This window comes from Streptomyces sp. RLA123, assembly GCF_056270165.1.
Genome location: NZ_JBWDOR010000003.1, coordinates 6,865,966 through 6,879,372, shown reverse-complemented (window position 1 = coordinate 6,879,372; position 13,407 = coordinate 6,865,966). Strand labels below are relative to the sequence as shown.

Sequence of the window (13,407 nt, the reverse complement as noted above, 5' to 3'; positions counted from 1 at the left end):
GGACAGCGGTACCTGTTACATCGTCGCGGCCTGGAAGGAGGCGAAGTCGAACTGGTTGATCGCTGACTGGGTGGTGTCGTGCGACGTGGAGAAGATGCCCGCGTCCTGCGCCGCCGCGGCCGCGGCCAACGTCACGGGCTGACCGATCGGGACGTAGTTGGCGCCGTCGTAGGAGTACGAGGCGCTGAACGAGGTACCCGACCGGGTGAGCTTCACCCAGATCGGGCGGTAGATGTCGGCCCCGGCGCGGGCGTCCGTGTCCAGATAGCCGTCACCGTTGGCGTCCCACTCGAACACGACGCCGTTGCGGGCGGTCACCGCGACGACGGCGTACCCGGCCGACTGTCCCGCCTTGGCCATGTCGTTGCGGACCATGACCCCGGACTTGGCCCAGGCGTTGGCGTCGTTGACCGACACCACCCGGGTGGACACGCTCGAGTCGGCCTTGAACGCGCCGGACCGGTAGATCGAGCCGAACTGGTCGTCGTGCTGACCGCCGGCGCCCCACACGTCGGCTCCGGCCGCCGCGATCCCGAACGCCTCGCCGCTCTGGCCGAAGTACGAGCTGACGGCCGAGGCTCCCGCAGTGCGGAAGCCGGGCGCGACCGGCGGGCCGACCGGGCACCCGCTGAAGCCGAACTGGTTCGCGTTGAGCGACGTGCGGTACTGCGGCGCGACACCCGCCTGGCAGATCACGTCCCGTGCGCCCGCGGGCCAGTTGGCGCCGGTGACCTTCACGTTGTTGATCAGCTTGTTGTTGTGCGCCGCGGCGTTCGGCGTCGAGGCTCCACCCGAGTTGTACCAGTTGTTCTGGATGACGTTGTCACTGGTGTTGTTGCGGAGGCTGGACGCGTTGGTGAAGAGGAAGGAACCGCCTTGGACCACGTTGTTCTCGTAGGTCATCGAGCGGCTGCCCTCGTCGAGGTAGAGGCCGACTCCCGAGATGTTGAACAGGTAGTTGTCGGAGACCACGCTTCCCGGGCTCGCGGAGAGGTTGTAGACCGATCCGCCGTCGGCGAAGCGCGCCTTCGTGTTGTGCACGAGGTTGCCCTCGACCTGGTTGTCCTTCAGCGTCGTCGGCGTCGTGTACTGGGTGTTCCACTTGTAGTAGCCGCGGTCGACGTAGTCGTTCGAGCCCCCGGCGTCGTTGATGCCCCAGCCGTAGCCGGTGTCGATGCCGTCGTAGGGGACGTTGGAGACCTCGTTGTGCAGGATGCGCGCACCTGTGACGTAGGTGCTGAGGATGCCGCTGTTGTCCTTATAGTCCACCGACACGCGGTTGATCGTGTTGTCGGATATAAGGATGTTCTGGTTGGTCATCCTCGGGTCGCTCGGGTGGTGCGCGTCGGGCAGTACGCCGCCGACCGCGACGCCGTGCCCGCTGTCCTCCGTGAACCGGTTGCCGACCACGTCGATGTCGCTGGCGCCCAGCCCGACACCGGTCGCCATGGCGTTCGCGTCGTTTCCGATGCCCAGCGCCGACTGGCCGAGGTTGGTGAACGTGTTGCCGGTGAACGAGATACGGCTGGCGGCGGAGACCTGCACGGCGGCCGGCTCCTGGTACCAGCTGGTGCGCGCCCGCTCGAACATCTCACAGCCGCGGGAGCAGTTGCTGAAGGCGTTGGCGGGGCGGTAGTCGTAGGCGCCCTTGATGAAGAGGCCGTTCTGCTGGTCCGCGTACCCGTCGGTCGACGGGCCGAGCCAGGAGGTTCCGGAGAACTGGATGCCCTTGAAGGCAAGTCCGGTCACCGGCTCGGCGTATGTCCCGCCGATGCTGACCAGTGTCTCCAGGCGGGGCAGCTCGACGTCGAGCTGGTTGGGGTCGACCCCGTCCGCCGGCTTGTAGTAGAGCTTCCCGGCGCTCGGGGAGATGTACCACTGGCCGACCTGGGTGAGGAAGCTCAGCGAGTTGTCGAGGTACCAGCTCGGACCGGCCAGGAAGGAGTTCTGGACGGTGTCCCAGCCCCACGTGTTGTTGTCCCACGCGGGCTGCGCCATCGTGATCGCGGTGGGGCTGATGCTCTGGACCGGCGAGTAGCGGTTCGTGAAGTCGCCGAGGGACTCGAACTCGATGCGCCCCTGGTCGGGGAGCGTGGCGAGGTAGCTCAGGGCCGGGTTCTTGATGGTGAGACCGGTCGCAGTGGGAGTGACGTCCGCGTTGGCCAGCCGGATGGCGGCGCGCGGGGCGATCACGCCGTTCACGTAGAGCTGGCGGGTGTCGAGGCCGCTGGGGGTGTCCGCCTCCCAGATACCCGAGCCCGCATCGGACTTGGACCAGCCGTCGACCTTCGCGGCGCCCGTGATGACCGGGTGGGCGCCCGGGGCGGCGGCCCACTCGACGGTGTGGTCGCCGCCACCGTCGCCGGATCCGAACCGCAGGGGCTCGGAAAGGCGGTAGGTGCCGTCGGCAAGCTGAACGCTCACGTCACCATGCTTGACGGCCGGGCCGACAACATGCTGCGCCCGCTCGAGCGAGCACGGCTGCGACTGGCTGCAGTGTCCGGAGTCCTTGCCGTCCGGGGCCGCGAAGTACACCGTCCGGGGCGCGGCTTGCGCCTGCAGGGGAATGAGCGCTGACGCGATGACGGCGCCGGCGCCGAGCGCCGCGAGGGCGCCGACTCTGAGCCTCCGTCGTCTGCTCATCGAGCGGGTCGAGTCTGACGTCGATGTCATGTTCGATCGCTTCCTGTGATAGGGGCGTTGATGCCCGACACAGAGTTAGCATACGTATGATGTTTGCGACAAGATTCATGTGACGTATGACTTGTAATTCCTGATGACTAGCTCGTCCGGACCGGGTCCGGGACGAGCCCTGTGACGTGCAGTTCCTCCCACAGCGCCTCCGGGATCGCCGCCCGGTACCGCGCGGCATTGCCGCGCACGTGCTCCTCGGTGCGCATCCCCGTCACCACCGAGACGACGGCGGGATGGCGCAACGGGTACTGGAGGGCGGCCTCGGGGAGCTCCACGCCGTGCCGCTCGCAGACGGCGGCGATGCGGGCGGCACGTTCGACGACGGCCCGCGGCGCCGCCCCGTAGTCGTAGGGCGCCGAGCCGTCCACGGACCTGGTGCTCAGCAGACCGGAGTTGTAGACCGCCGCGGCGACGACGCCGACACCGCGGGCGGCGGCGACGGGCAGCAGGTCGTCCAGGGCCGACTGATCGAGAAGGGTGAACCGCCCCGCGACCATCACCACATCGACGTCGGTCCGCCGCACGAACTCGGCGAGCATCGCCGCCTGGTTCATGCCGGCGCCGATGGCACCGACGACGCCCTGGTCCCGGAGTTCGGCCAGGGCGGCGATCCCGGTCGACGACGCCGCCCCCCAGTGTTCGTCCGGGTCGTGCAGATAGGCGATGTCGAGCCGGTCCGTCCCGAGCCGCTCCAGCGACTCCTCCACGGAACGGAGGATCCCGTCGCGGCTGAAGTCCCAGACCCGCCTCTTCGCGGCCGGCACGACGAACCCGTCGTCATCGAGCCGGTGACTCGTCTCCGGGCTGTCCACGAGCAGGCGCCCGGCCTTCGAGGAGAGGACCGCACCTCGCGGGACGGCCGCGTGGAGGGCGTCCCCCAAGCGGCGTTCGGACAACCCGAGGCCGTAGTGCGGGGCGGTGTCGAAGTAGCGGATCCCTTCCCCGGCCGCCGCTCTGACGGCGCGACACGACTCGTCGTCGGTCGTCTCGGTGAACAGGTTGCCGAACTGGGCGGCGCCCAGGCCCAGCTCCGTGAGCTGGTGCCCGGTGCGCAGTCCCCGGGTCGGCAGCGTCGGCTCCATGGATGCGTGGTCGCGTGGCGGTGGATTGCTGGTCACGAGGAGGAGTGTAATCACGAGAGCATACGTATGATGTTTCCTGCTAGGCTGCGCGGCGGGCTGTGGGCCGGTGCGGCCCGCGACACAGCGAGGAGGAGCCGATCGGTATGTTGGCGGCAAGTTACACAGGCGCGCGCACAATGGCCGTCGAAGAGCGGGAACCGGCCGAGCCGGGTCCGGGCGAGGTCCGGATCGCCGTGGCCTACGTCGGCATCTGCGGCACGGATCTCCACGTGTTCCACGGGGACATGGACGGCCGGGTCAGCAAGCCGGCGACGATCGGACACGAGATGTCGGGCACGGTCGTCGCCCTCGGCGCCGGCGTGGAGGGCTGGTCGGCGGGTGACGCGGTGACCGTCATGCCGCTGGCCTGGGACGGCACTTGTGCGGCCTGCCGTGCGGGGAACGAGCACATCTGCCAGAACCTGGACTTCATCGGTATCGACAGCCCCGGAGCGCTGCAGGAGTACTGGAACGTGCCGGCGTCGACACTCGTACGGCTGCCCTCGGAAATCCCCCTGCGGGACGCCGCGCTGGTGGAGCCCGTCGCGGTGGCGGTCCACGACGTACGGCGTTCCGAACTGGCCGCGGGCGACAAGGCGGTCGTCATCGGCGCGGGCCCGATCGGTGTTCTGATCGCCACGGTCGCCGCCGCGACCGGTGCCGAGGTCGTGGTCGCCGAGATCGACCCGACCCGGCGGGCCGCCGCCGAGGAGATGGGGCTGACGACGCTGGACCCCTCGTCGGTCGACCAGGTCGCCTGGGTGGCGGAGTGGACGGACGGCGCCGGAGCGGACGTCGTGTTCGAGGTCTCCGGCTCGGCCGCCGCCGTGCTCGGCGCGACCAGTCTGGCCAGGGTCCGCGGCACTCTCGTGGTGGTGGCCATCCACCCGCAACCGCGCCCCGTCGACCTGCACCGCGTGTTCTGGCGGGAACTGAGGTTGCTCGGCGCCCGGGTCTACCAGCGCCACGACTTCGAGCGCGCCATCGAGCTCCTGGCCGAGGGCGCCATCCCGGCCGAGAAGCTCATCACGGGCATCGTGCCGCTGACCGAGGTCCAGTCGGCCTTCGGCGTCCTCGAGGCCGGGCAGGCGATGAAGCTGCTCGTCGAGGTGAGCGCGTCATGAACCCGTTCGACCTGACCGGGCGCCTCGCCGTCGTGACGGGGGCCAAGCGCGGCATCGGGTTCGCCGTCGCCGAGGCCCTGGCCGCCGCCGGTGCCGACATCGTCGGAGTCTCCGCCACCCTCGATCCGGCGGCATCGGCGATCGGCGACCGCGTGCGCGGGCTCGGCCGCGAGTTCTCGGGACACCGCGTCGACTTCGCCGACCGGCAGCAGGTGACCCGGTTCGCCGAGCAACTCGCCGCAGACGAGCGCCCGGTGGACATCCTGGTCAACAACGCCGGGACCATCCGCCGCGCTCCCGCCACCGAGCACCCCGTGGAATGGTTCGACGAAGTGCTCGAAGTCGACCTCACGAGCACGTTCGTGCTCAGCCAGGTTCTCGGGCGGCGGATGCTGGAGGCGCGGCACGGCCGCATCGTCTTCACCGCCTCGCTGCTCTCGTTCCAGGGCGGGATCAACGTGCCCGGCTACGCGGCCGCCAAGTCCGGCGTGGCGGGGCTGATCCGGGCACTGTCGAACGAGTGGGCCGGACACGGTGTGACGGTGAACGGCATCGCCCCGGGCTACATCGCGACGGACAACACCCAGGCCCTGCAGGATGACCCCGACCGGTCCCGCGCGATCCTCGAGCGGATACCGGCGGGGCGGTGGGGAACGGCGGAGGACATCGCGGGAGCCGCCGTCTTCCTGGCGTCGGACGCCGCGCGCTACGTCTCCGGAACGGTTCTGCCCGTCGACGGAGGCTGGCTCGGCCGATGAGTGCGGTCTGACGGACGGGCACGTGCCGATCCCCTGGATACGACGGGACCGGTTCGCGACGCGGGCATCGTCGACCTCCACGAGGCGGCCGGCGCCCGCGGCACGACCGGTGCACGGACAGCACCGTTGACATGGGCCCCGGGCCGCCTCGGTATCGTGGCGGCCCGGGGCAGGACGAGTCGGAGCCGACGGCCCCCGGTCGGCGACTCGTTGCACGCCTCACACCACGAGAGCGTGGTTCCAAGGGGCCGCCGGTGCCCGCGCGGGTCGCTGCGCGCACCCCGGTCGTGAAACTCCTCGACCCCCCGGTGGCCTCGCCGCGGAGGAACACTCGGACCCGGTCGCACGGCCGAAAGTCGCCGGGGGCCGCCCGCACTTGATGCCGCCGCACGGATCGCGCCCGGCATCGGCCGAGGCCAGTACGCCGCCGGCTGCCCCGCCCCGACCGTGCAACCGGGCGGACACCGGCCGGTCCCCCGCCCGTCGGTCCGAGGTGGGCCGCCGCACGCGGTCCGGAGACCGGGGCCGCGTCCCGGATCAGGTGGGCGACTGAATACCCCTTCGGCGCCGCCGAATCGGGCTCCACCGCTGTGACCACGCACGACGCGGCGGCAGGGTCTCCGGGACCTCGGCGGATCACGTCCCCCGACCGTCGAAGGGCCGCGCCTTCACGCCCGCGGACGACGGCAACCCCCCCTCGCAGGACCGCCGTTCGACGTACCCGTCAAAATCGGAACAACAACGGGCTACTCAAGGTGATGACAAACATCATACGTATGCCCTACAGTCCTGGCGCGGAGTCGTCAACGAAGTCGACAAGACAAGGACATCTCATGGCCGAAATCCATACTGCGGTGCGCTCGCGCCGCAAAACGTCGACCGCCGCCGTCATATGCGCCGCAACGGCGCTCCTCAGCCTCGCCGGTTGTGGCGGCGGGGGCACCGCGGCGAACGGCGCGTACGGCTTCCCCGAGGCCAAGCAGGAGGCCTCCTCGACGATCACCGTATGGGTGGACGCGGACCGGCAGGCCGCCGCGAAGGCGTTCCAGGCGAAGAACCCGGACACCAAGATCAAGGTCGTCACCTACGACGGGTCGGCCAACGGGTCCAACTCCTTCCGGACGAAGATGCAGCTCTTCGACCGCGCCGGCAGCGGCTGGCCCGATGTCGTCTTCTCCAGCCAGAACAACGACGCTTCGTGGGCCAGCCAGAAGAACGGCGGCAAGCAGGCGTTCGCGGCCGTGCTGGACAAGGGCCTGGTCCCGAAGGACACGCTCGGCAACTTCACCAAGGGCTCGCTCAACCCCTGCACGGTGGAAGGCCGCGTCTACTGCCTGCGCAACGACCTCGCCCAGGCGGTGCTCTGGTACGACAAGACCCAGCTGGACAAGTTCGGCTACGCCGTCCCCACCACGTGGGAGGAGTACCAGGCGCTCGGCGAGAAGGTCGCCAAGGAGCACCCCGGCTACATCGTCGGGACGGCCGGGGACGCTTGGACGCCCGAGGTGTTCATGTGGGGGAGCAAGTGCCAGGCCAATGACGTGACAGGCCCCAAGTCCGTCACCGTGAAGACGGACTCGACCGAGTGCAAGCGGGCGGCCTCGATGCTCGACACCCTCCGCGGCAACGGAACGGTGCCGGTGGTCAGCGTGTTCACTCCCGAGTTCCTGAAGAAGTACACGGGCAAGGTCCTGATGATGCCGGGTCCGGCCTGGTACGCCGGCGCGATCTTCAACAACCCCCAGTCGCTCAATGTGAAGGCCGGGCAGCTCGGCGTCGCCGCGCCGCTGCCGTGGAAGGGCGAGAGCGAGGCCGCGACGGGCAACGTGGGCGGCGGAACCTGGTTCGTCTCCAGCCACTCCAAGAACCTGAAGGCCGCCGAGAAGTTCGTCGAGTTCGCCACCACGGCCGACGACTACCAGGTCGATGTCGCACCGGGTTACCCGGCGTACGCGCCCGCCGCGCAGAAGTGGGTCGCCAAGCAGGAGGCGAGCAAGTACTACGCCACCCCGCTGGAGCCGGTGGTCACCGCGGCGTCGCGCGTCTGGGACGGCTGGGGCTACCCGACCTTCAGCCAGGAGGCGATCTGGGCGAAGACGATCACCCCGGGAGTCACGGGCGGCAAGTCGATCGTGGACCTGCTGCCGGACTGGCAGACGGCCATCGCGAACCAGGCCAAGGTCAACGGATACAAGGTGAACTGACATGACCCTGGCCCCTCCGAGTGGCCGGTCGGCCGTCGACGCCTCGGGGCGTCGGCGGCCGGGCCGGGGCGACGGCCGGGCGGCCGGGCGCGCCTTCGCCCGCAGTCCGATCGGCTATCTCTTCGTCTCGCCCTACGCGTTGCTCACCATCGCCTTCGGGATCGTCCCTTCGCTCTACGCGGTAGTCCTGGCCTTCACGAACACCGATGGCGGATTCGCGGGCTTCGACAACTTCACCAAGGTCGTCGGGGACTTCCGGTTCTGGCCGGCCGTGTTCCACGTGACCGCCTATCTCGTCATCTGGCTCCTCGGGCTGGTCGTGTTCGTCGTCGGCCTGGCGCTGGTGGTCCACGCCATCGGCGTGCGGTGGGTGAGCACGACCCTGCGCTTCGTCTACTACCTGCCCGGCGCGCTCGCGGGCGCGTCCAGCGTCCTGTTGTGGCTCTTCGTCCTCGATCCGACCGCGAGCCCCGTCAGCGGTCTGCTCAAGGCGATGGGGTTCGAGAGCTTCGTGCAGGTGATCCAGCCCGGCCACCTCCCGGCGATCTTCGCGATCATCGCGTTCTGGACCGGAGCCGGCGGATGGATCCTCATCATGTACGGCGCGCTCAACAACATCAGCACCGAGGTGATCGAGGCCGCACGCATCGACGGTGCGAACGCCTTCCAGATCGCGCTGCGGATCCAGCTTCCGATGCTGCGCAAGTGGGTGGCCTACATGGGCGTCATGTCGCTCGCGGCCGGCACCCAGCTGTTCGTCGAGCCGCAGTTGCTCAGCCAGGCCAGCAACGCGGTGGTGCCGAACGACTACTCGCTCAACCAGCTGGCCTACCAGTACGCCTTCCAGCAGAACGACTTCAACGGCGCGGCCGCGATCTCGCTGATCCTGCTGGTCGTCGCACTCCTGCTGTCCTGGGTGTTCGTGACCCGCGGCGGCCTGTTCGAGAAGGAATGACCATGGCAGCACTCTCCGCCGCACGCCGCCGGCCGAGCCTCAGCGGGTGGAGCGGGCGGTCCATCACCGGCGTACTGCTCGTCGTCTTCGTCCTGTTCTTCGCCGTCCCGATCGTCTGGCTGCTGCTGGCGGTGACGAAGTCCTCGAAGACGCTCGTCGTCGCGGACCCGTTCTCGATCGGGTCGTGGTCGGATCTCGTCGCCAACTGGCACCAGTTGTTCGACTTCCAGGACGGTGCGGTGACGACCTGGATCGGGAACTCCGCGCTGTACGCGATCGGCGCTCTGGTGATCACGGTTCTCGTGAGCATCCCCGCCGGCTACGCGCTCGCGCTCACGGAGTTCAGGCTCCGGCAGGCGCTGCTGGTGCTGACGCTCGTCGTCATGCTGATCCCCAACACCGCACTGGTGCTGCCCATCTTCCTCGAACTGAACAGCGTCGGCCTGATCGGGAGCCCGCTGTCGGTGATCCTGCCCATGTCGTTCTTCCCGTTCGGCGTCTATCTCACCTACATCTACTTCTCGACCAGCATTCCTCGTGACATCCTCGCCGCCGCGCGCATCGACGGCTGCAACGGGTTCCAGGTCTTCTCGCGGGTCGCGCTTCCGCTGGCCGCCCCGATCGTCGCCCTGGTGGCGTTCTTCAGCTTCGTACAGAACTGGAACAACTTCTTCCTCCCGTTCGTGATGCTGCCCTCGAGCGACGGCTATCCGATCCAGGTCGGGCTCACCTCGCTCCTGGCGTCGACCCCGGCTTTCAATCCCAGCTCCGCGGGATCCGACTCCGTCCAGCTGCCCACCTTGGCGCTGGGGACGATCGTGTCGATCCTGCCCGTCCTGGTCGTCTTCCTGTTCTCCCAGCGATTCCTGGTCGCAGGCATGACAGCTGGAGGAACCAAGGAATGACCATTCGCACCTGCAAGGAGAACCACCGCCGATGAAGATCACCGGGTACCGCAGTCTGAGCACCGTTCACGACTGGGGCAGAATCACCGGGGACGTCAACGGTGTCCAGCCCGGCCACGCCACGCCGGTCCCCGTCCTCATCATCGAGACCGACAGCGGCATCGAGGGAGTGGGCCTCGGGGCCCACGCCGACATCGCCCGCGTCTTCCCCGCGATCGAGGGCGACGACCCGCGGTCGGTCACGGCGCTCTACGACCGCATGCTCGACTGGGTGTTCAAGGCCGGTCACTCGGGATCCACCTTCGGCACCATCGGCGCCGTCGACATGGCCCTCTGGGACATCAAGGCCAAGGCCGCCGACGAGCCGCTCTGGCGGACCCTCGGCGCCCGGGAGCGCTTCGTCCCCGGCTATGCGTCCGGTCTCGAGTACGGCCTGACCGACGAGGAACTCGTCGTCCTCTACGGCAGTTTCGCGGACCGCGGGTTCAAGGCCGGCAAGCTCAAGGGCGGCCGCGACCTCGACCGCGACCTGCCCCGGCTGGAGATCATGCGCGACGTCCTCAGCCGCAACTCCCGCCGGCCGGCGCTCATGTTCGACGCCAACGAGTCGTGGAACCACGCCCAGGCGGCCCGGTACGTCGCGGCCATCGAAGAGCGCATGGACCTCACCTGGGTGGAGGAACCGCTGCGCCGATGGGATGCGGCCGGCATGGCCTCGCTGCGCGGGAAGGTACGCGCGGCGATCGCCAGCGGCGAGAACCTGACCGGGCTGGAGCAGTACCGCCCTCTGCTCGACGCCAACGCCGTGGACATCGTGCAGGTCGGCAACGTGTGGGGGATCACCCACTTCCTCCGCGTCGCGACGCTCGCGCACGCCCACGACCTGCCGGTGAGTCCCGTCGCGTACAACGCGAACCCGGTGGCGCACGCCGCCGCCGCCGTGCCGAACCTGCTGACCTTCGAAGTCCAGGACCTTCACTTCCCCGTCGGTCTCGACGTAGACCAGCAGTTCGACGACGGAGGCATCGTCCTGGGCGATCGCCCGGGCATCGGGATCGTCGTCGACGAGTCCCGGATGTCACCGGCCGACGCCGCTCCGCCCCTGCCCGCGGCGACCGGCCCGCACATCCGGCCCGAACGCGCCGCCCTGCGGCTGGTGGCCGAACCCGACGTGATCGACATCCCGACGCACACCGGAGGCCGAACCCGATGACCCGTCGACCTGAGCGCAGGGCCTTCGTCGTGGGTGTGCGGCCCGAGAAGCGCGAGGAGTACCTGGCGCTGCACCGTGCCGTGTGGCCGAGCGTCGAGCGAAAGCTCACCGAATGCAACGTGCGCAACTACAGCATCTTCGTCTTCGGCGACATCCTGTTCGCCTACTACGAGTACGTCGGCGAGGACCACGAGGCGGACATGCGAAGGATCGCCGAGGACCCGGCTTCGCAGGAATGGTGGACGCACACCGACCCGTGCCAGGTGAGGATCGCCGAGGAGCGTGATCCCGGGGCGCTGTGGCAGCCCGTCGAGGAAGTGTGGCATCTCGCATGACGGCCGGCATCGACGCCCACGTGCACCTGTGGGACCGAGCGCTGGACCCGCAGGACTGGATCGACGCGGAGACCATGGCGCCGATCGCCCGCGACTTCGGCGCCGCCGATCTGGGCGAGATGTTGGCCTCGACCGGACTCGACGGTGCCGTGGTCGTGCAGTCGAGCAACAGCCTCGATGAGAGCATCCGGCTCGCCGAGCTGGACTCATCAGCCGTCGCCGGCCTCGTCGCGTGGGTCGACCTCGCGGCGGAGGTCGGACCCCAGCTCGACCGGATCCGCGAGAACGCCGCCGTCCCCGTCGTCGGGGTGCGGCATCTGGCCCACATCGACCCGGACCCGGAGTGGATGATGCGCGAGGAGGTCGGCGCGGGCCTCGCCGTCCTCGATCGGGAGGGCCTCTGCTTCGACCTCGTCGTGCGTGAGTGGCAGCTCCCTCAGGCGACCCGCCTGGCCGCGCGCCACGGCGGACTCCGCTTCGTGCTCGATCACCTGGGCGGTCCGCCCGGGCCGGGGCAGGACAGGAGCATGTGGGCGGCGCGGCTGCGGGAGCTCGCGCGGCAGCCGAACGTCGTCGCGAAGGTCTCGGGACTCACGTCGGGCCTCGCCCCCGGATCATGGCGCGCGGACGATCTCGCCGCACCGGTGATGCTCGCTCTGGGATACTTCGGCGCCGACCGTCTGCTCTACGGCTCCGACTGGCCGTTGGCCGAACTCGGCGGCGGAGCGGCGCCCTGGAAGTCCGCTCTGGAGACGCTGCTGGAGGGGCTCTCCCCCTCGGAACGCGCGCGGGTGTTCGGCGGCAACGCCGCCGACGTCTACTCGCTGTCCTGATCGAGCGCCCGGCCGCGCGCCCTCGGCGCGTGGTCGGGCAGCCGGCGGCGCTCCCACGAGACGTGGATGTGATCGTGCATCGCCTTCTGGGCCGCGGCGACGTCCTTCCTGGAGATGGCATCCAGGATCGCCGCGTGTTCCTGCAGCGTCAGCTCGACCGCGTCGGGGGGGTTGATGCCCTGGTAGCGGCTGGACTCCACGGCCCGCTTGTACAGATGCTTGGCGATGTTCTCCGCCAGCCGGTTGCCGGAGATCTCCATCAGGGCGTAGTGGAACACCACGTCGGCCTGCCGGAAGGAGTCCGTCTCGGACACGCTTTCACGCATCGTGACCAGCGCGTTCTCCAGCCTCCTCAGGCCGTCCGCGCTGCGGGAGGCGGCCACCGCGCCCGCCATCGCCGATTCGAGGCTCGCCCGCACGATCGTCAGCTCGTCGAGGACGCCGAGCGTCGCGTCGTTGTCGATCAGCGCGGACAGCACCACCGGATCGAGCGTGTTCCAGTAGCCCGGCGCCCGCACCTGGGTGCCGCGTCCCTGGGAAACGATCACCAGGCCCTTCTCCTCGAGCCGCTTCACCGATTCACGCAGCACCGTGCGACTCACGCCGAAGTGTTCGCTCAGCGGACCCTCCGGCGGCAGCAGCTCGCCTTCCTTCAACCGGCCTGTCACGATGAGGTCGACAAGCTCGGAAACGACCGCGACACCCAAGCGGCCGGCGGGCAGGCGTCGCGGGAACAGACGGGCTGCGGGCTGCGACTCGGTTGGCATACGTATGACCTTATCGCGCAATCAATCGTCGGTCGAAGAGGTCACCGGCAACGGTAGGCCGAGCCAGGGCCGGGGACCGCGGCGGCCGTCGAAGGCACCGGCCGCCAGGGGCGGGCTCCGGTCCACGCGGCACGCCCCCGGCGATGTGCCCGGATCGTCTCGGCAAGGTGCCGCGTTCGTTCCTCCATCGGACGCTGCCGCTGTGCCTCTGCCTCCTGCGCCCTGCCGGGAGGCCCTCGGCGAGGGCACCGCCGAGGACCGACTCCGCGGTTCGATGGCCGCGTTCAGGCCGGTCACCGATCCGGGAGGGGCTTGCGGAGTGCGCTACCGGCTCTCCTGCCTGCCGGTCCCGGCGGTCCGCGTGATGACACCCGCCGGCCGCGATCCGGTCACCCGCTCCTCGGCGGCTGCCGGGTGCCGAGCGAAAAGACTCCGCGCGGCGTTCTGCGGAGGCTCGCTCCCGGCGAGGTCGGCGCGGCCGCCGACGAACACGCTTCG

The 13,407-nt window shown here is 69.4% G+C and carries 11 protein-coding genes and 1 pseudogene; 9 read left to right on the top strand and 3 right to left on the bottom strand.

Translation table 11 applies throughout. The annotated features are described in order from the left end of the window. Nucleotides 1-15: 15 nt before the first annotated feature. Both RV983_RS31500 and RV983_RS31495 read right to left on the bottom strand, forming a co-directional pair. Nucleotides 16-2,424 (bottom strand): right-handed parallel beta-helix repeat-containing protein, encoded by a 2,409-nt coding sequence (locus tag RV983_RS31500; RefSeq protein WP_475989097.1) that lies wholly within the window; start codon nucleotides 2,422-2,424, stop codon nucleotides 16-18. Nucleotides 2,425-2,780: 356 nt separating this feature from the next. Continuing rightward, on the bottom strand, nucleotides 2,781-3,776 hold the full coding sequence (locus tag RV983_RS31495) for an aldo/keto reductase (protein WP_475990520.1): 996 nt from the start codon (nucleotides 3,774-3,776) through the stop codon (nucleotides 2,781-2,783). A gap of 143 nt (nucleotides 3,777-3,919) precedes the next feature. Here RV983_RS31495 and RV983_RS31490 point away from each other — a divergent pair, with 143 nt between their 5' ends. From RV983_RS31490 to RV983_RS31455, 8 genes are all read left to right on the top strand, one after another. Next, entirely contained in the window at nucleotides 3,920-4,939 is a 1,020-nt protein-coding gene (locus RV983_RS31490; RefSeq protein WP_475989096.1) for a zinc-dependent alcohol dehydrogenase, read from the top strand. Then, entirely contained in the window at nucleotides 4,936-5,697 is a 762-nt protein-coding gene (locus RV983_RS31485; RefSeq protein WP_475989095.1) for an SDR family oxidoreductase, read from the top strand. The genes RV983_RS31490 and RV983_RS31485 overlap by 4 nt, the downstream gene beginning before the upstream one ends. Nucleotides 5,698-6,530: 833 nt before the next feature. Continuing rightward, complete coding sequence (locus RV983_RS31480) at nucleotides 6,531-7,901, top strand: ABC transporter substrate-binding protein (RefSeq protein WP_475989094.1); 1,371 nt, start codon at nucleotides 6,531-6,533, stop codon at nucleotides 7,899-7,901. A gap of 1 nt (nucleotide 7,902) precedes the next feature. Further along, nucleotides 7,903-8,856, top strand: coding sequence for a carbohydrate ABC transporter permease (locus RV983_RS31475; RefSeq protein WP_475989093.1), 954 nt, complete (start codon nucleotides 7,903-7,905; stop codon nucleotides 8,854-8,856). A 2-nt stretch (nucleotides 8,857-8,858) separates the two neighbouring features. Continuing rightward, nucleotides 8,859-9,761 (top strand): carbohydrate ABC transporter permease, encoded by a 903-nt coding sequence (locus RV983_RS31470; protein ID WP_475989092.1) that lies wholly within the window; start codon nucleotides 8,859-8,861, stop codon nucleotides 9,759-9,761. 31 nt (nucleotides 9,762-9,792) lie between these two features. Beyond that, complete coding sequence (locus RV983_RS31465) at nucleotides 9,793-10,974, top strand: mandelate racemase/muconate lactonizing enzyme family protein (protein ID WP_475989091.1); 1,182 nt, start codon at nucleotides 9,793-9,795, stop codon at nucleotides 10,972-10,974. Next, nucleotides 10,971-11,309, top strand: a complete 339-nt coding sequence (locus tag RV983_RS31460; protein WP_475989090.1) for an L-rhamnose mutarotase — start codon at nucleotides 10,971-10,973, stop codon at nucleotides 11,307-11,309. Before RV983_RS31465 ends, RV983_RS31460 begins: the two co-directional genes overlap by 4 nt. Continuing rightward, a complete protein-coding gene (locus tag RV983_RS31455; protein WP_475989089.1) occupies nucleotides 11,306-12,142 on the top strand; it encodes an amidohydrolase family protein in 837 nt (278 codons plus the stop codon). Before RV983_RS31460 ends, RV983_RS31455 begins: the two co-directional genes overlap by 4 nt. Here RV983_RS31455 and RV983_RS31450 read toward each other — a convergent pair. Next, the gene (locus RV983_RS31450) at nucleotides 12,127-12,909 is read right to left on the bottom strand and encodes a FadR/GntR family transcriptional regulator (RefSeq protein WP_475989088.1); all 783 of its coding nucleotides are present in this window, start codon (nucleotides 12,907-12,909) and stop codon (nucleotides 12,127-12,129) included. The two genes, RV983_RS31455 and RV983_RS31450, sit on opposite strands and share 16 nt — an antisense overlap. A gap of 145 nt (nucleotides 12,910-13,054) precedes the next feature. Between RV983_RS31450 and RV983_RS31445 the strand changes: the two are divergent. Continuing rightward, nucleotides 13,055-13,401 (top strand): annotated as a pseudogene (locus tag RV983_RS31445) (ISAs1 family transposase); the annotation flags it as partial. Between the last annotated feature and the right edge of the window lie 6 nt (nucleotides 13,402-13,407).